General features: G+C 70.4%; 20 protein-coding genes and 1 pseudogene. 6 read left to right on the top strand and 15 right to left on the bottom strand.

Features of this window, described 5'->3' with window-relative positions; translation table 11 throughout:
* Positions 1-27 precede the first annotated feature (27 nt).
* The 9 genes from AC3EGR_RS13685 to AC3EGR_RS13645 all read right to left on the bottom strand — a co-directional run bounded on the left by AC3EGR_RS13685 (position 28) and on the right by AC3EGR_RS13645 (position 5,567).
* Positions 28-423 (bottom strand): hypothetical protein, encoded by a 396-nt coding sequence (locus AC3EGR_RS13685; RefSeq protein WP_488547039.1) that lies wholly within the window; start codon positions 421-423, stop codon positions 28-30.
* Complete coding sequence (locus tag AC3EGR_RS13680; protein ID WP_488547038.1) at positions 423-848, bottom strand: hypothetical protein; 426 nt, start codon at positions 846-848, stop codon at positions 423-425. The genes AC3EGR_RS13685 and AC3EGR_RS13680 overlap by 1 nt, the downstream gene beginning before the upstream one ends.
* 146 nt (positions 849-994) lie before the next feature.
* Positions 995-1,495 (bottom strand): hemerythrin domain-containing protein, encoded by a 501-nt coding sequence (locus tag AC3EGR_RS13675; protein ID WP_488547037.1) that lies wholly within the window; start codon positions 1,493-1,495, stop codon positions 995-997.
* Positions 1,496-1,522: 27 nt separating this feature from the next.
* Positions 1,523-1,693, bottom strand: coding sequence for a hypothetical protein (locus AC3EGR_RS13670; protein WP_488547036.1), 171 nt, complete (start codon positions 1,691-1,693; stop codon positions 1,523-1,525).
* An 85-nt stretch (positions 1,694-1,778) separates the two neighbouring features.
* Positions 1,779-3,107 (bottom strand): cation:proton antiporter, encoded by a 1,329-nt coding sequence (locus AC3EGR_RS13665; protein WP_488547035.1) that lies wholly within the window; start codon positions 3,105-3,107, stop codon positions 1,779-1,781.
* Between the two features lie 56 nt (positions 3,108-3,163).
* Entirely contained in the window at positions 3,164-3,982 is an 819-nt protein-coding gene (locus AC3EGR_RS13660) for an alpha/beta hydrolase (RefSeq protein ID WP_488547034.1), read from the bottom strand.
* Positions 3,983-4,004: 22 nt separating this feature from the next.
* Complete coding sequence (locus tag AC3EGR_RS13655; protein WP_488547033.1) at positions 4,005-4,436, bottom strand: serine/threonine protein kinase; 432 nt, start codon at positions 4,434-4,436, stop codon at positions 4,005-4,007.
* Between the two features lie 138 nt (positions 4,437-4,574).
* The gene (locus AC3EGR_RS13650; protein WP_488547032.1) at positions 4,575-5,306 is read right to left on the bottom strand and encodes a tyrosine-protein phosphatase; all 732 of its coding nucleotides are present in this window, start codon (positions 5,304-5,306) and stop codon (positions 4,575-4,577) included.
* Positions 5,307-5,327: 21 nt separating this feature from the next.
* Positions 5,328-5,567, bottom strand: coding sequence for a hypothetical protein (locus tag AC3EGR_RS13645; protein ID WP_488547031.1), 240 nt, complete (start codon positions 5,565-5,567; stop codon positions 5,328-5,330).
* Positions 5,568-5,677: 110 nt separating this feature from the next.
* Between AC3EGR_RS13645 and AC3EGR_RS13640 the strand changes: the two genes are divergently transcribed.
* Entirely contained in the window at positions 5,678-6,016 is a 339-nt protein-coding gene (locus tag AC3EGR_RS13640; protein ID WP_488547030.1) for a hypothetical protein, read from the top strand.
* A 21-nt stretch (positions 6,017-6,037) separates the two neighbouring features.
* Here AC3EGR_RS13640 and AC3EGR_RS13635 read toward each other — a convergent pair whose 3' ends face one another.
* On the bottom strand, positions 6,038-8,110 hold the full coding sequence (locus AC3EGR_RS13635; protein WP_488547029.1) for an ATP-dependent helicase: 2,073 nt from the start codon (positions 8,108-8,110) through the stop codon (positions 6,038-6,040).
* A gap of 19 nt (positions 8,111-8,129) precedes the next feature.
* On the opposite strand from AC3EGR_RS13635, the gene AC3EGR_RS13630 reads away from it, so the two are divergent.
* Entirely contained in the window at positions 8,130-9,038 is a 909-nt protein-coding gene (locus AC3EGR_RS13630) for a DUF72 domain-containing protein (protein ID WP_488547028.1), read from the top strand.
* A 72-nt stretch (positions 9,039-9,110) separates the two neighbouring features.
* A complete protein-coding gene (locus AC3EGR_RS13625) occupies positions 9,111-9,620 on the top strand; it encodes a DUF4019 domain-containing protein (RefSeq protein ID WP_488547027.1) in 510 nt (169 codons plus the stop codon).
* Between the two features lie 42 nt (positions 9,621-9,662).
* Here AC3EGR_RS13625 and AC3EGR_RS13620 read toward each other — a convergent pair whose 3' ends face one another.
* From AC3EGR_RS13620 to AC3EGR_RS13610, 3 genes are all read right to left on the bottom strand, one after another.
* Positions 9,663-10,241: a DUF4142 domain-containing protein gene (locus AC3EGR_RS13620; protein WP_488547026.1), complete on the bottom strand. Its 579-nt coding sequence runs from the start codon at positions 10,239-10,241 to the stop codon at positions 9,663-9,665.
* Positions 10,242-10,277: 36 nt separating this feature from the next.
* Positions 10,278-10,916 carry a DUF4142 domain-containing protein gene (locus tag AC3EGR_RS13615; RefSeq protein ID WP_488547025.1) on the bottom strand — a complete coding sequence of 213 codons (639 nt, stop codon included), beginning with the start codon at positions 10,914-10,916 and terminating at the stop codon, positions 10,278-10,280.
* Between the two features lie 73 nt (positions 10,917-10,989).
* Positions 10,990-12,603 carry a hypothetical protein gene (locus AC3EGR_RS13610; protein WP_488547024.1) on the bottom strand — a complete coding sequence of 538 codons (1,614 nt, stop codon included), beginning with the start codon at positions 12,601-12,603 and terminating at the stop codon, positions 10,990-10,992.
* A gap of 213 nt (positions 12,604-12,816) precedes the next feature.
* Between AC3EGR_RS13610 and AC3EGR_RS13605 the strand changes: the two genes are divergently transcribed.
* Positions 12,817-13,140, top strand: coding sequence for a thrombospondin type 3 repeat-containing protein (locus AC3EGR_RS13605; RefSeq protein ID WP_488547023.1), 324 nt, complete (start codon positions 12,817-12,819; stop codon positions 13,138-13,140).
* Positions 13,141-13,143: 3 nt separating this feature from the next.
* Here the strand turns inward: AC3EGR_RS13605 and AC3EGR_RS13600 are convergent, their stop codons facing one another.
* Positions 13,144-14,022 (bottom strand): ZIP family metal transporter, encoded by an 879-nt coding sequence (locus AC3EGR_RS13600; protein WP_488547022.1) that lies wholly within the window; start codon positions 14,020-14,022, stop codon positions 13,144-13,146.
* Positions 14,023-14,067: 45 nt separating this feature from the next.
* Here AC3EGR_RS13600 and AC3EGR_RS13595 point away from each other — a divergent pair, with 45 nt between their 5' ends.
* Entirely contained in the window at positions 14,068-14,367 is a 300-nt protein-coding gene (locus tag AC3EGR_RS13595; RefSeq protein ID WP_488547021.1) for a 4-oxalocrotonate tautomerase, read from the top strand.
* Between the two features lie 5 nt (positions 14,368-14,372).
* A complete protein-coding gene (locus tag AC3EGR_RS13590) occupies positions 14,373-14,675 on the top strand; it encodes an I78 family peptidase inhibitor (protein WP_488547250.1) in 303 nt (100 codons plus the stop codon).
* Here AC3EGR_RS13590 and AC3EGR_RS13585 read toward each other — a convergent pair.
* Positions 14,672-14,797: pseudogene (locus tag AC3EGR_RS13585) on the bottom strand (IS481 family transposase); the annotation flags it as partial. The gene AC3EGR_RS13590 and the pseudogene AC3EGR_RS13585 sit on opposite strands and share 4 nt — an antisense overlap.

Below are 14,797 nucleotides of genomic sequence, written 5' to 3'. Positions count from 1 at the left end.
GCATGTTCCACGCTGTGCGCAGGCGCCTCAAGGGCGCGTGCCGACCGCGTTGGCTGGCGAGGTGTTGGCGCTGCCGCTGCTCACCGCCGGCGCGTTGGAGCCCGAGGCTCCCATCGCCGTGCCGCTGCCCAGCCCGCCATTGAGGCCGGTGCCGGGCTGCGTCTGGCTGCGAGCGCTCGCGTCCGTGCTTCCGCTGCCGCTGGTGCCCGGCACCGCATCGCCGCCGGACGAGCCGGTGTGCGCTGCGGAGCCCGCGACGCCAGAGGGGCCGTCCGGCGCGGCCGGCCGCACCACTTGCGCGGTGTTGCCGGTGGCGGGACTGCCCGGAGCGTTCGCGTTCGTGTCCACCCGCTTGCTGCACGCCCCGAGGGCGAGCGCGCACGCGGCCACGCTCGCGACGAGCCAGGACGCGCGCGCCGACATCACTTGGACGTGCCGGTCGTACCGGGGGTCGTGCCGGTTGGGCTGCCGGTCGAGGCTGCGGCCGTGCCGCCCGGGGTCGTGCCGGTGGTGCTGCCGGTCGTCGAGCCCGGGGTGGCGCCGGCGGCGGCGCCGGAGCTCATGTCGGCGCTGGTGCCCGGCGTGGTGGCCGAGCCGGACGCGCCCATGGACGTGCCGCTGCCGGTCGACGGGGTGGTGCCCATGGAACCGCCGGCGGCGGTGCTGCTGGTGCTGCTGGAATCGCTAGGCGGCGTCGTCGTCGTCGTCGACGGCACGGTGCTGGACGTCGTGGAGGAGGTGGAGTCGGTCGACGAGGTCGGGGTCTCGTTCTTCTTGCCGCACGCGCTCAGGGACAGGGCGGCCATCAGGGCCAGAGCCGCGCATTGCGCGATGGGGGACTTGATCATCAGGAACTCCTTGATTTGGTTCGGTGCATCGAGGGACGGCAGCAGGTCGCGCTGCCTGCGGCTCACTTTAGTGGTGCTCCCCTGCCGCCTTGTCGTCTCGGACTGTCGAAGCCTGTAGGACAAGGCACGGCAGGAAAGTTCCACCCTCAGGCCAGGGCCGAGGCGAGCGCATCTTCCCTGAGCGCCTCGGAAACAGAGCGCAACTCCTCCTTGCGAATGGTGAGCGAACGTGCGAGCGACTGCAGGTCCAGGCGCGATGCCAGCGCCCGGTTGAAGACCTGCTCGCGCTCCTGCCGCACATGCCGCGCGACGTATTCCGCCAGCACCGCGACGCGCGCGTCGTAGAGCGCGTCCTCGGGCGCGGTCGACAGGATCTGCGCGACGAACTCGCGCTGGCTGCCGTGCTGCTCCTCGGCCTCGTCCACCAGTTCCTCGTCGTTCAGCGCCTCGCGCACCGCAGGGTAGAACAGCTCCTCCTCCAGCCGCGCATGGATCGTCAGCTCCATGCAGATCTCCTCGGCCAGTGCGCGGCGCTTGAGCGCGGGCGCGTGCGTGCGCACGAGTTCCCGGTACGCGTCGAACATCGCATGCACGGCCAGGTGGTCGGCATCCAGCAGGTCGATGGCATCGGGCGCTTGTTTGTTCATGGGGTGCATGGCGTCTCCGGAGATGCTTCAACGGCCGTTGCGCTCGGCCTTGGTCTTGACGAACTGTTGCATCACGGGCGCCGCCGGCGAACCGCGGTTGGCGCCCGTGGGTGCCGGCTGCAGTTCCTTCTGGCGCTCCGCGCTCGCGCGTTCCTTGCGCGCAGCCTGGGGCGTGGGGGTCTTGGAGGTGGAAGTCATGGCTCTTTCTCGGTCTTACCACTCTAGAGATGCGCGCGTCCGGCGTTGTCAGTCCGAGGACGGCGCTGCTGTAGGAAAGGCCCGCTCACGCTTCCCGGCGCTTGCGGCGCACCGTGCGCTCGTACGCGGCCATCAGCGGCGTCACGGAAACGCCGTGCACCACGATGGAGGCGACGACCACGGACAGCGTCAGTGACACCAGCGGATCCGCCAGCTGCGGCGGCAGTCCGTGGTTCAGCGCGTACATCAGGTAGTACAGCGAACCGACCCCGCGGATGCCGAACCAGCCGATCAGCCAACGCTGGCCGGGCGAGACCCGGGACCGGCCGAGGCCCAGCCGCACGGACAGGGGACGGATCACGCACAGCAGCAGCGGCACGAACCACCAGGCCGCGTCGTTCCAGGGCACCGCCCACAGCAGCGCGCCGATGGTGATCACCGCGGCCACCTCGCCGATGCGCTCCGCCTGCTCGTTGAACGCGAGCACCGCACGGGCCATGAAGGCCGGGGCATGGCGCGGGTCGACCGCCACGTTCTCCGCGAGGCTGCGGTCGGGGTCCACCAGCGCCTCCTCGATCGCGGGCAGGCTGTCCTCGCCGGCGGAGCTGCGCTGCTGCAGCCGCCGCAAGGCCACGCCAGCGGCGAACACGGCGAGGAAACCGTAGGCATGCAGCAGCAGCGCGCAGCCATAGGACAGCGCGATGAGGCCGAGGGCCAGGAAGTCGTCCAGGCCCACCGCCTCCTTGTGTTCGCGGCGCATGTACAGGACCAGCCGGCCGACCGCGATGCCCAGCAGCCAGCCGCAGCCCAGGCCCGCAGCGGTTGCCCACACCACGTCGACGGCGAGCCAGCGCCAACCTCCGGTTCCGAGCTCGTGCAAGCCCAGGAGGCCCAGCCCCAGCATCACGAAGGGGAAGGCACTGCCATCGTTCAGACCGCCTTCGCCGGTGAGGGCGAAACGCAGCTTGTCCTGGTCGCCCGGTTCCTGCAGCTGCACTTCCGAGGCGAGCACGGGATCGGTCGGCGCCAGGATGGCGCCCAGCAGGATGCAGGCGCCCAGTGGCAGGCCGAGGAAAAAGTACGCCACCAGCGCGATGAGGACGACGGTGACCAGCATGGCATTGAGCGCGAGTCGCACCGGCAGCAGCCAGCGCCGGTCCCGCAGCCCGGCGCTCAGCTTGAGCCCCGCGGTGAACAGCGACAGCAGCACCACCCCTTCGGCGATCTTCTCGAGCACCGGCGCGTGCAGGCGGGGAACCGGCGCGACCAGGTGCAGCAGCAGCGGGCTCACGGCGAGGCCGACCAGCAGGTACAGCATGGCGGTGGACAGGGGCAGGCGCTTGAGCACGCTGCCGGCCAGCGCCATGAGCACCAGCAGCACGCCGACGATGAGCGACCAGAGGGCGGTTTCCATTCAGGGCACGACAAAGCGCCCGCGGGAGCGGGCGCCGTGGTCCATGGCTTGGCGGATCAGAGCCGGCCGAGCGCCGACAGCAGCGCCTTGCGGACCGTGGGGAAACGGTGCACGTCGCTGTGGCCGGCGCCGTCCACGCGCAGCAGCTGCGCCGAGCGCATCGCTCCGCACAGCTTCTCGCTGTGGTGGATGGGGATGAGCTCGTCCTTCTCGCCGTGGATCAGCATCACCGGGCCCAGCAGCTTGGCGGCATGTTCCAGCGTCTGCAGCGGATAGCGCAGCACCTGGGTCGGCACCCAGGGATAGAGCTCCGCGGCGAGCGCCTTCATGCTGCTGTAGGGGGACACCAGCAGCGTGAGGTCCGGGGCCTGCCCGTGCGATCCGAGGTTGGCCGCCAGGCTGGCGGCCAGGCCCGTGCCCAGCGACTGGCCGGAGATGACCACCCGCTTGCCTTCGTACAGGGGCGCGAAGTGCTGCCAGACGGCGGCCACGTCCGCGTGCAGCTGCTCTTCGCTCTCGATCTGGCCGCTGCTCTTGCCGAAGCCCCGGTAGTCGAACATCACCACGTCGAAGTTGGCCTGCCGGAACGCATCGAGCTCCACGAACCACTTCTTCAGGTTGCCGGAGTTGCCGTGCAGGAAGAAGAAGACGCCGCGCGGCTCGGGCCGCTTCATCTGCGCGACCGACAGGCGCGCGCCGGGCACTTCCACGAAGAACTCGCGGGTGTCCGGGTCGTCGCAGATCGGCTCGTCCTGCGGCAGGGGGTCCGGTTCGAACAGCAGGCGTTCCTGGCGGAAGTACAGCCATCCGACGGCACCGGCGTAGATCGCGCCGATGGCCAGCAGGACCGAGGCGGAGAAGATTGCGTAAACCATGTTGCCTCCTCCCCGCACCGCCTTAGCGACCGCGTTTGGCATCGGGGTCGCTCGGACCGTTGCGATCGGACAGGCCCGGGTTCGGCGTCCCCAGCTTGCCGCTGTCGCTGGCGCCCTTCTCGTTCCAGGTGCCGCCGGTGCCGGTGACCTTGCCGCGCGGATGGATCGCGTCGGTGCCGTCGTCGAAGTTCAGCGCGCCCCCGGCCGCGGGGCCGTCCTCGGCCGCACCCTGGTTGCGCTCGTTGACGCCGGACGGGGCCACGAGGTCCGGTTGCTGGTCGCTGGTGATGCCCACCTTCGCCGGGCCGTCGCCACGGTAATCCTGGGCGGAAGGCGATTCGCTGCTGGTGCCGCGGGCGGAAGCCTGGCCGTCGCCGGCCTTGTTCACGTCCGGCGAAGGCCGGTCTGCGTCCTTGCGCGGCATCCCGTCACGGGATTGTTCCTGGTTGGGCATCGCGGACTCCTTTTGAACGACTTGTACGGCAGCCTTTGAAGCTGCCCTGTCACGGAGTGTTCGCCCGCCGCAATGGCAGACCTGTCGGCTCGGCCCGGGGACTTGCGTAGGAAGCGGGCGCGGGGCCCAGCAGGAAGACTACGTTCGCGACCGGCTGTCCGGGTCCGTGTAAAGCTGGCGCAGCGCCTGGCGCTCCGCGTCCCCCAGCCCCAGGCCTTCCCGGTAATAGGTTTCCAGCGAGCCGTAGGCCGCATCGACCTCGTCGAAGGCCGCTTGCAGGAAGGACGGCTGCACCCGCCACAGGACTTCCATGGCCTCGCGCGGCAGTCCCATGCGCGAGGCCTCGGGCAGCTGCAGGCGGTCGTTCGTGAGCAGGTAGTCGCGGACCACCTCCTCTTGCGGCACGCCCACCGCCTTGAGCAGCAGCGCCGCGGCGAAGCCCGTGCGGTCCTTGCCCGCGGTGCAATGGAACACGGTGGGCTCGTCGGAGGCGAGCAGGTGCTGGAAGAACTCGGCGAAGCGCGGCGTGTTGTGGCGCACGAAGCCGCGGTAGGTGTCCTGCATGTGGAAGGCCATGTCGGCGGCCGTGAGGCGCTGGCCGGCCGCCAGCAACTCGGTCAGCGTCTGCACGATCGTCGGTTCGATCGGCAGCGAGTGCACCGTGACGTCGGGCAGCCGGCAGGCCGCGCTGGTGCGCTCGTTCACGCCGCGGAAATCCAGCACGCGCCTGATGCCGAGCGCGCGGATCTGCGCCGCGTCGGCCTGGTCGAGGGCACCGAGATGGTCGGAGCGATAGAGATTGCGCAGGGGCAGACCCGGCGCCGGGCCGGTGCCTACGCGGCGGAAGTTGGAGGAACTCGCAAAGCGCATCCCTCCATTGTGGCGGACCCGCTACCTCGAGCGGCTGCTGTCGCTGGCCACCCCGCCGCCGCCCTGCGCGTCGTCCTTGCGCAGGTCGGGGGTGCCCTGGGCGGGCGGGCGCTGCTGCGCCGGGCCGTCCGGGTTGCCGGATTGCGCGCCGCTGTTGGCCTGTCCGCGGCTGCCGCGAGCGCCCTCGTTGCCGGGGCTTGTCGTGCCGGGGAGGACGGCGCCGTCGTTGGCCGCGCCTTGGTTCTTGCTGGGGGACTGCATGGGATTTCCTTTGGAAACGAAAAAGCCTGGCGGCGAGAGCGGCCAGGCATCGGGAGGTGCGATGGGGGAAGGGACCTGCGGGCCCCGCCCCCTCATTCGCGCGGCGTTACTTGCTCGGGCTCTTCGAAGAGCGGCTGCTGGAGCTCTTGCTGCCCTTGGCGCTGGCGCGCTCGCTCTGGGCACGGCTGTTCTGCGTGCTGGCCTTGCCGCCCTTGCTCGCGGCCTGGGCGCGGCTGGACTTCGACGAGGACGACGAAGAGGGCTTGGAAGAAGAGGAACTGGAAGAACTGCGCGATGCCATGGTTTGCTCCTTGGTGGTTGGGAACGGCCGCTTGTTCCTGCTGCGGCCATGGACCCAATCTAGGCTTGCCGGTCGCGCAGGCTGTCGGTTCGCACAGGGGCTGCGGGTAGGAATCGCCCTGCCCTTGCCGGCCCGGCGCATCGGCTGAACTCTGCCCGCGAGAGCGGGGTCAGCGCCAGGCCGCGCGAGCGCGGGCGCGCACCTGCATCACGGGCGCCTGCGGCTGCGCGCCCGGCGCTCCCTGCGCGGGGTCGGCCTGCGGCCAGGTGAGCTGCTCGAACTGCGCCAGCATGGCTTCGCTGATGAAGCGCGTGCGCCCGGCGTAGATGTGGCGGTCGCCGCCGCCGGACTGCTGCGAGACATAGAAGCGTTGCGGCACCAGCAGGTGCAGGTGCTCCCTGGCGCGCGTCATGGCCACGTACAGCAGCCGACGCTCCTCCTCCAGCTCCTCGCTCGTGCCCGTCGCCATGTCGCTCGGGATGCAGCCGTCCACCACGTTGAGCACGTGCACGGCCTTCCACTCCTGGCCCTTGGCGCTGTGGATCGTGGACAGGATCAGGTAGTCCTCGTCGCGCAAGGGCGGCCCGCTGTGGTCGCTGGTGACTTCCGGCGGGTCCAGGGTGAGCTCGGTGATGAAGCGTTCGCGGCTCGCATAGCCGGCCGCCAGGCGCGCGAGCTGCTCGACGTCGAGCTTGCGCACCTGCGCGTCGTCGTGCATGCGCTCCAGCAGCGGCAGGTACCAGGTCTTGGCCAGTTCCATGTCGGCCGGCCAGGCGAGGCCCGGTGCCTGCAGCTGCGCCAGCAGCGCCGCCAGCCGGGTCCACTCCTCCTTCGCCGCCGCCGGTGGCTCGAAGGACTGCAGCGCCTCGTGCGGCGCGCTCGCTTCCGCCATCGCGTCGAGCAAGCGCGTTGCGGTGGCGGCGCCGATACCCGGCACCAGTTGCACGACACGGAAGCCCGCCATGCGGCCGCGCGGGTTGTGCGCGAAGCGCAGCACGCCCATCACGTCCTTGATGTGCGCGGCCTCCAGGAACTTGAGGCCGCCGAACTTCACGAAGGGGATGTTGCGCCGGGCCAGTTCCAGCTCCAGCGCGGCGCTGTGGTGGCTGGTGCGGAACAGCACGGACTGCGACTTCAGCGTGCTGCCCGCCTCGCGCTGCCGCAGGACCTGGTCGGCGACCCAGCGTGCCTGCTGCGCCTCGTCGGGCACGAGCACCAGCTGCGCGCGCTGGCTGGACGCCTTGTCGGTGAACAGGTTCTTCGCATGGCGCTCACGGGCGGCGGAGATCACCGCATTGCTCGCGTCGAGGATGGGCTGGATGCTGCGGTAGTTGCGCTCCAGGGCGACCACGCGCGCCTCCTGCGTGAACTGGCGCGGGAAATCCAGGATGTTGCGCACGGTGGCGCCGCGGAAGGCGTAGATGCTCTGCGCGTCGTCGCCCACCACCGTGACGCCCTGCCCGGTGGGCTTCATGGCGAGGATGATGTCCGCCTGCAGCTTGTTGGTGTCCTGGTATTCGTCGACCAGGACGTGGTCGAAGCGCGCGCCGATTTCCTGCGCGAGGGCGGGCTCGGCGACCATGTCCGCCCAGAACGCGAGCAGGTCGTCGTAGTCCAGCACGTTCTGCTGCTGCTTGGCCTCCACATAGGCCCCGAACAGCTTCCTGAGCTCGTCCTCCCACTGCGTGCACCAGGGGTAGATGGACTGCAGCACCAGCCCCAGCGGGTCGCGCGTGTTCATCACGCGCGAGTAGATCCCGAGGCAGGTGCCCTTGAGCGGGAAGCGCTTCTTCGTGTCCGACAAGCCGATCTCGTGGCGCACGAGCCCCATCAGGTCCTCGGCGTCGCCGCGGTCGTGGATGGTGAAGTTCTCCTCCAGCCCGATGCGCGGGGCGTACTCGCGCAGCAGCCGCGCGCCTATGCCGTGGAAGGTGCCGCTCCACGGCAGGCCGGGCACGGCCTGCGTGGCGGCCAGCCCCAGGGCCTTGTGCAGCACGCTGCCGGCGCGCCGCTCCATCTCCTGCGCGGCGCGCCGGCTGAAGGTGAGCAGCATCATGCGCTGCGGATCCGCGCCGTGGCGGATCAGGTTCGCGACGCGATGCGCGAGCGTGTTCGTCTTGCCCGAGCCCGCGCCCGCGATGACCAGCAGCGGCCGCGTGTCGCCGGCCGTGTCGCCGGTGCCATGCGCGGCGGCCTCCCGCTGCTGCGGGTTGAGGGATTCGAGCGGGTCCGGGTGCTGCATGACCCTGTATATTAATCCAGTGACTTCCGAGATCCTCGTCGGCTCCGCTTCCTGGACCGACAAGACCCTGATCGCCTGCGGCCGCTTCTATCCGCCGGCCTGCCGCACGGCCGAACAGCGCCTGCGCTTCTACGCGCAGCAGTTCCCGCTGGTGGAAGTCGACGCGAGCTACTACGCGATGCCCTTGCCGCAGACGGCGCAGCTGTGGGCCGAGCGCACCCCCGCGGACTTCACGTTCAACGTCAAGGCGTTCCGCCTCTTCACCGGCCACCAGGCACAGCCCTCCGCGCTGGACCGCGACCTGCAAAGGGCGCTGGGCCCCGCGCTGCCGGCCACCCTGTACTACGAGAAGCTGCCCGGCGAGATCCGCGCCGAGCTGTGGCGGCGCTTCCGCGCCGCGCTCGCGCCGCTGCAGGCCGCGGGCAAGCTGGGCGCGGTGCACTTCCAGTTCGCGCCCTGGCTGCTGCGCAACCGCGCGAGCATGGCGCACGTGGAGCATTGCGCCGAGCAGATGCAGGGCCACCTCGTGGCGGCGGAGTTCCGCCAAGAGACCTGGTTCTTAGACGAGCACCTGGAGCGCACGCTGGAATGGGAGCGACGCCTGGGCCTGGTGCACACGGTGGTCGATTCGCCGCAGGGCTTCGCCAATTGCGTGCCTTGCGTGTGGGACGTGACCAACCCGCGCCTGGCCATCGTGCGCCTGCACGGGCGCAACAAGGACACCTGGAACAGGAAGGGCCTGGCGGCCTCTTCCGCGCGCTTCGACTATCAGTACAGCGCCGACGAGCTGGCGGCCATGGTGCCGGAGCTCGAGCACCTGTCCACGCTGGCACGGAAGGTGCACGTCGTCTTCAACACCAACCACGAGGACCAGGGCCAGGTCGGCGCGGCCATGCTGCGGCAGCTGCTGCGGGTAAAAGGGCGGTAAAGGGATGTACAGCGGCGGGACGGGGGACCGCAGCGGCTAGACTTTGCCCCCTGTCTCCTGGAGTACGAAAGAATGAACAAGCGTGTGCGCCTTGGCCTGCTGGCCGCCGGCCTCGTCGTCGCGGCCGCCGCCCAGGCGCAGCTCAAGCCGCCGGCGGCAAGCGCCCCTGCAGCCACGGCCGCATCGGCGGCGCCGGCGGCGCCGGCGGTGGGAGCCAACGGCATCATCAGCAATCCCGAATTCGAGAAGGCCGGCCAGAACGCCGCCCATGCCTGGCTGCTGCTCCTGGACCGCAAGGACTGGGGCACGGCCTGGGACGCGTCCAGCGGCGTCTTCCGCCAGAGCGTGCCGCTGGGCACGTGGATGGACAACGTGCCCAAGGTGCGCGAACCCTGGGGCGCCCTGGTCGAGCGCACGCCCGGCATCGCCGTGTACAAGAAGACGCTGCCCGGCCGCCCCGACGGCGACTACGTGACGGTGGTGTTCGTCACCAAGTTCGCCACCAAGGAAGTCGAGGAGACGGTCACGACCGTGCGCGAGAGCGACGGCCGCTGGCGCGTGACGGGCTACAGCCCGAAGTGACATTCCGCGCGCGGCTCGCCGCGCGACGCAACGCCATCGCCATCAGACCGCGCGTTGCCCGCGCAGTGACGCGCTGGGCAATGCCTTGCCGGCCTTCGCGTAGTGGAAGCGCAGGGTGGGCAGCTGGCGGTCGATCCAGGCCTTGAGCACCGGGTCTTCGGCCTGCGCGGCCACCTTCTCGTAGTTGGCGATGTCGGCCTGGTAGGAGCGCATGACCACCTCGTCGACATAGAGCCGGTCGAACTTGGCGCCACTGAGCTTGGCGAGCTGCTTGAGGATCTTTCCGTGCTCGTTGGTGGGCATGGGCGGCGCCATGCCGCGCACGTGCAGCAGGCGCAGCAGCTCGGGCTGCGCGGTCTGCTGGCGCGAGAGCAGCGTGTTCGCCAGGTCCTTGACGGCCGGGTTGTTGGTGCGCACCTGCGCCAGCCGCGAGGCTTCGGACTGGAAGCGCAGGTTGGCGGCGGCGATCTGCAGGAAGCGGCGCTCCAGGCGCTGCGCGGGCGGCAGCGGTTTCGCCTCGGCGGCGGCGGCGGCGGCATAGCCACCCGGGGACGCGGCGGCGAAGAGCGGCCAGGCCGCCAGTGCGGCGGTGGCAAACAAGACGTACTTTGTCCAGCGCATCGCGCAACTCCTGTTCACGCTCCCCGCCTCGTTTCGCTATTTCTTGTTGGCCCCCATTGTCGCGGCATTCTTGCCCGATTGCGGCAGTTTCTCTGCCGCGGCGAGGTGGTCGCGCAGGACCGGCAGGGTCTTGTTCGCGAAGGCCTTGAGTTCGGGATCCCGGGCGTCCTTGCCGGCCTTCTCGAACAGCTTGATGTCCTTCTTGTGCGCCTCGATGCCCACCTGGCGCACGAACTCGCGGTCGAATTCCTCGCCGTTCTTCTTCTTGCCGAGCTTCTCGATGTCGCGGCGCAGCGAGTGCTTGGGCGCCGCGGGCAGTTCGACGCCGCGTCCGTTGGCGATCTTCACCAGCTCGTTGTTGGCGGCCGTGTGGTGGTCGACCAGCATGCTCGCGAAGCTCTTGACCGCGGGGTCGGTCGCCTTGCTGGCGGCGAGCTGGGCGACTTGCACCTCGAACATGCCGCTGCCGGCAGCCGCCTCGATGAACTTGCGGTCGCCGCGGGCGACGTCGTCCTTCTTGGCCGGCGTGTTGCGCGTGCCCGCTCCGGGCTGCGCGGCCGGCGAGGACTGGCCGCCGGTGGCGGAAGTGCCGGCGCCGGTGGTCTGCGCCTGGACGGCGCCGAAGGACAAGGCCAGCCCGAGCACTGCGGGCAGGAGGACGGGGCGTGCTTTCATGAGGATCTCCCTGGTTTTTGTTGCAGACAAAAAAACGGCGCCGCTCGCACGGCGCCGCATCAACTTCAATGGCCTATTTCTTCGTGCTGCTGCCCGAGCTGCTGCCCGACCCGCTGCTGCCGGTGGTGCCGGAGGAGCCGCTGCTGCTGCCGGAACCGACGCTCGAGGGGTTGGCCGTGCCGCCGCTCATGGAGGTGCCGGCGCTGCCCATGCCACTGGAGCCGCCCAGGCTGCTGGAGCCGCTCTGGCCCGTGGAGCCGTAGCTGCCCGAGGACCCGGACCCGCCCGCCGAACCCGAACTGCCGGACATGCCGGAGCTGCCGGACATCCCCGCGTTGCCGGAGGAGCCGGAGCCCGACGAACCCGGGCTTCCCATGCCGCTGCTGCCGCCCGACCCCTGGCCATGGCTGGAAGAGCCGGAAGAGCCCGAGGACCCGGACATGTCGTTCTGCCCCTGGCCGCCGCTGCGGCTGTTGCGCCAGTTGGTGAACTCGTCGCTGAACTTGCGATAGCGTTCCTGCCGCCAGGAGTGGTAGTCGTTGTCCAGGTTGCGGATCTGCTCTTCGCGCCACTGGTGGTACTCGGGGTCGTGGTGGCCCTGGCTCTGGCTGCCGCCATACGATTGGCCGCCCGTGCCGCCGCCCTGCTGCCAGCTGGGACCCTGGCTGCCGTAGCCGCCGCCCTGGCCCCAGTCGCTCTGGCCGTAGCCGCCGCCGGACCGGCCGCCCTGCCCCTGGCTGCCGCCGTACCCGCCCTGGCTGCCCTGGCCGTAGCTGCCCTGGCTGCTGCCGTAGCCGCCACCCTGGCTGCCGCCATAGCCCTGGCTGGCCTGCGAGCCGCCGTAGCCTTGGCCGCCGCTGTAGTTGCCCTGGCCCATGCTCCCCATGCCGCCGCCGTAGCTGCCGTAGCCGCTGCCGCCGCTGCCTTGGCCCTGGCCGCCTTGACCGTAACCCTGGCTCGGACCGCCCTGGGTGCTGCCATAGCCGCCGCCGCTCTGGCCGTAGCCGCCACCCGGGTAGCCGCCGCTGCCTTGCCCATAGGTGCCGCCGCCCATCTGGCCGTAGCCGCCGCTGCCGCCCTGGCCGTAGCTGCTGCTGCCGCCCTGGCCGCTGCTGCCCATCTGCCCGTAGCTGCTGCCGCCCTGGCCGCTGCCCTGGCCGTAGCTGCCATGCATGCCGCCGCCCTGGCCGCCACCCCAGCTGCCTTGCTGGCCGCCGTAGCGGTTCCAGTCGCTCTGGCCCGACTGGCCACCGTAGCTGCCGCTGCCGCCCTGGCCGCCGTAGCCGCCCTGCCCGCCGTAACCGCCCTGCCCCTGGCCGCCGCCACTCTGGCCGTAGCTGCCGCCGCTCTGGCCGTAGCCGCCGCCGCTTTGCCCATAGCCGCCGCCGTACTCGGAACCCGGGGAGCCGCGGCCGTAGCCGTGGTCCTGGCCGCCGTAACCGCCATAGCCGGAGGACTGCTGGGAACCGAATTCCGATCCCGAGCGGCCCCAGCCGCCCTGTGAACCCTGCGAACCCTGTCCACCCTGGGAAGCCTGCGAGCCCTGCGAACCGTAGCCGCCCTGGCCACCCGAGCCGCCACGGGACTCGCCGCCACCGTACCCCTGGCCGCGACCCTGTTGCTGGTCGCTGCCACTGCTGCCCCAGCGGCCTTGCCGGTCGCGGTCTTCGTCATCACGAGACGCCATGTGTTTCTCTCCTTCGCGATTGGATGTGGTCCGATGCGCGACGACGCCGGTCGCGCTCGGCACAGTCAGCGTAGGACGCACGTCAGGCGCAGCCTGTCGGACAACATCCGTTGGCATGTAGGACTGCTGTTCCGTTCACCTGCCGTTTGCACGGCGGTGCAATGCGCTTCACAAGCAGCACGCACCATGCGCTCACCAACACGGGAGACTCGCATGAAGAAGACAAGCTGGATGACTCTGCTGGGCGGCGTCGCGCTCGCTGCCGCGTTCGCCGCCCCGGCCGCGCATGCCCGCACGTCGGTGCAGGTGCAGATCGGCGCCCCCTACTACCCCGTCTACACGCAGCCGGGCTACATCGTGACCGGCCCGCAGTACTACGGTGCGCCCCAGCCCCATCGCCATGGGCACTCCTACCAGCGACACCACCGCCGCGACCAGGACCGCGACGGCATTCCGAATCGCTGGGACCGCGACCGTGACGGTGACGGCGTGCCGAACCGCTGGGATCGCCGCCCCGACAACGGCTACCGCTACTGAGCCTCAGTCGTGATGGGCCAGCGCGCTGACCGCCACCACCAGCGCGATGCCCACCAGCAGCCAGGCGATCTGGGCGAGCGTCTCGCGAGCGCCCAGGCGTTTCTGCAGCTGCGGAATCAGGTCCGCGAGCGCGACGTAGATGAAGCTGCTGCTCGCCACGACCAGGAAGTAAGGCAGGTAGGCCGCGAGCTGGTCCACCAGCCACCAGCCCACCAGGCCGCCCAGCGGCGTGATCGCACCGGCGAGCGTCAGCTTGACGAGCGCGGCCCGCCGGCTGCCGCTGGTCTGGCGCAGCACCGCAAGGTCGCCGATGTGGTGCGGCACTTCGTGGGCGAGCACCGCGATCGCCGCGACGGCGCCCAGCTTCGGGTTGGCCACGAAGGCCGACGCGATGAGGATGCCGTCGCCGAAGCAGTGCACGCTGTCGCCCGCCAGCACCGTCCAGCCGCCGGCGCGCGCTTCGCCGTGCCGCGGTGCATGGACATTTGCATGCCCATGCCCATGCGCCTGCGTCGGCGCGTGAACGTGCGCGTGCGGGCCGTGAACGTGCCCTTGCGCCGCTTCGCCGCCATGGTGGTGCTCGTGGCCGTGGTGCCAGAGTTCGGCCTTGTCCAGGAGGAAGAAGAACACCAGGCCCACCAGCAGCGTCGCGAACAGCGGCTGCACGTTGCGGCCGCTCTCCATCGCCTCCGGCAGCAGGTGCATGAACGCGGTGGACAGCAAGGCGCCGGCGGCGAGGCTCAGGAGATGCTGTTCCGGCAGCCCGCGCCCCGCCGCGCCCGCGCCGGGGTCCTGCCAGCCCAGGCGCATGAGGGCCGCGGCGAGCCACACGCTGCCGATGCCGGCGGCCAGTGTCGCGAGAAGGATGGTGATCAGGGTCAAGGACGGGAGCGGCCGCGGGCAGCCGCATGCAAGGTCGTTGTCGTTGTGCGGCCCCGGCGAGCCGTCACGGCGGCAGGCGGGCCGGCGCGCATCTTAGCAACCGCGCCGCCGGAACACGGCAGACTACGCTCTTTGCCCAGGAGAACGCCCATGCCCACCATCCGCGTCGACCTGTTCGAGGGACGCACGCCCGAACAGAAGAGAAACCTCGTCAAGGCGATCACGCAGGCCTGCGTGGACACCCTGGGCAGCAAGCCCGAGTCGGTCGACATCCTGCTGTTCGACATCAAGCCCTCCGACTGGGCCACCGGCGGCGAGCTGTGGTCCGAGAAGAAGAAGGGGTGAGCGCGATGCGCCGGCCCATCGCTGCGGCCTGCGCGCTGCTGCTCGCCGCGTGCGCGCAGCAGCCCCAGGCCCCCTTCGCCGCGCCGCCACCGCCGCCGCCGGGCGCGAGCTGCCACGCCGATGCCGCCCAGTACGCCATCGGCCGCGCGCAGACGGCGCCCCTCGTCGAGGAGATCCGCCAGCGCAGCGGCGCGCACATCGCGCGCATCCTGCGGCCGAACCAGGCCGTGACGCTGGAGTTCCTGGCCGAGCGCGTCAACGTGGTGGTCGACGCGGACAACAAGATCACCGCCGTGCGCTGCGGCTAGGTGTGGAGTGTCAAGAGGTTCTTTCGAGGAATCGAAAGACGAGACACGGGAGGCATCAGGCTGATGCCGTGGTGGGGCCGGTGCCAGTTGTAGAAGTGAGTCCAGGCGGGCAAGGCCTGGCG

The organism is Ramlibacter sp. G4-7 (genome assembly GCF_057784995.1).
This window is presented reverse-complemented; position numbering and strand designations above follow the sequence as displayed.

Bases quoted from the DNA above. Each gene is read 5' to 3' on its own strand.
- AC3EGR_RS13625 (WP_488547027.1), top strand. From the start codon at position 9,111: ATGAACAAGCGTGTGCGCCTTGGCCTGCTGGCCGCCGGCCTCGTCGTC.
- AC3EGR_RS13665 (WP_488547035.1), bottom strand. From the start codon at position 3,107: ATGGAAACCGCCCTCTGGTCGCTCATCGTCGGCGTGCTGCTGGTGCTC.
- AC3EGR_RS13645 (WP_488547031.1), bottom strand. From the start codon at position 5,567: ATGCAGTCCCCCAGCAAGAACCAAGGCGCGGCCAACGACGGCGCCGTC.
- AC3EGR_RS13635 (WP_488547029.1), bottom strand. From the start codon at position 8,110: ATGCAGCACCCGGACCCGCTCGAATCCCTCAACCCGCAGCAGCGGGAG.
- AC3EGR_RS13620 (WP_488547026.1), bottom strand. From the start codon at position 10,241: ATGCGCTGGACAAAGTACGTCTTGTTTGCCACCGCCGCACTGGCGGCC.
- AC3EGR_RS13685 (WP_488547039.1), bottom strand. From the start codon at position 423: ATGTCGGCGCGCGCGTCCTGGCTCGTCGCGAGCGTGGCCGCGTGCGCG.
- AC3EGR_RS13650 (WP_488547032.1), bottom strand. From the start codon at position 5,306: ATGCGCTTTGCGAGTTCCTCCAACTTCCGCCGCGTAGGCACCGGCCCG.
- AC3EGR_RS13670 (WP_488547036.1), bottom strand. From the start codon at position 1,693: ATGACTTCCACCTCCAAGACCCCCACGCCCCAGGCTGCGCGCAAGGAA.
- AC3EGR_RS13680 (WP_488547038.1), bottom strand. From the start codon at position 848: ATGATCAAGTCCCCCATCGCGCAATGCGCGGCTCTGGCCCTGATGGCC.
- AC3EGR_RS13660 (WP_488547034.1), bottom strand. From the start codon at position 3,982: ATGGTTTACGCAATCTTCTCCGCCTCGGTCCTGCTGGCCATCGGCGCG.
- AC3EGR_RS13605 (WP_488547023.1), top strand. From the start codon at position 12,817: ATGAAGAAGACAAGCTGGATGACTCTGCTGGGCGGCGTCGCGCTCGCT.
- AC3EGR_RS13675 (WP_488547037.1), bottom strand. From the start codon at position 1,495: ATGAACAAACAAGCGCCCGATGCCATCGACCTGCTGGATGCCGACCAC.
- AC3EGR_RS13590 (WP_488547250.1), top strand. From the start codon at position 14,373: ATGCGCCGGCCCATCGCTGCGGCCTGCGCGCTGCTGCTCGCCGCGTGC.
- AC3EGR_RS13610 (WP_488547024.1), bottom strand. From the start codon at position 12,603: ATGGCGTCTCGTGATGACGAAGACCGCGACCGGCAAGGCCGCTGGGGC.
- AC3EGR_RS13655 (WP_488547033.1), bottom strand. From the start codon at position 4,436: ATGCCCAACCAGGAACAATCCCGTGACGGGATGCCGCGCAAGGACGCA.
- AC3EGR_RS13615 (WP_488547025.1), bottom strand. From the start codon at position 10,916: ATGAAAGCACGCCCCGTCCTCCTGCCCGCAGTGCTCGGGCTGGCCTTG.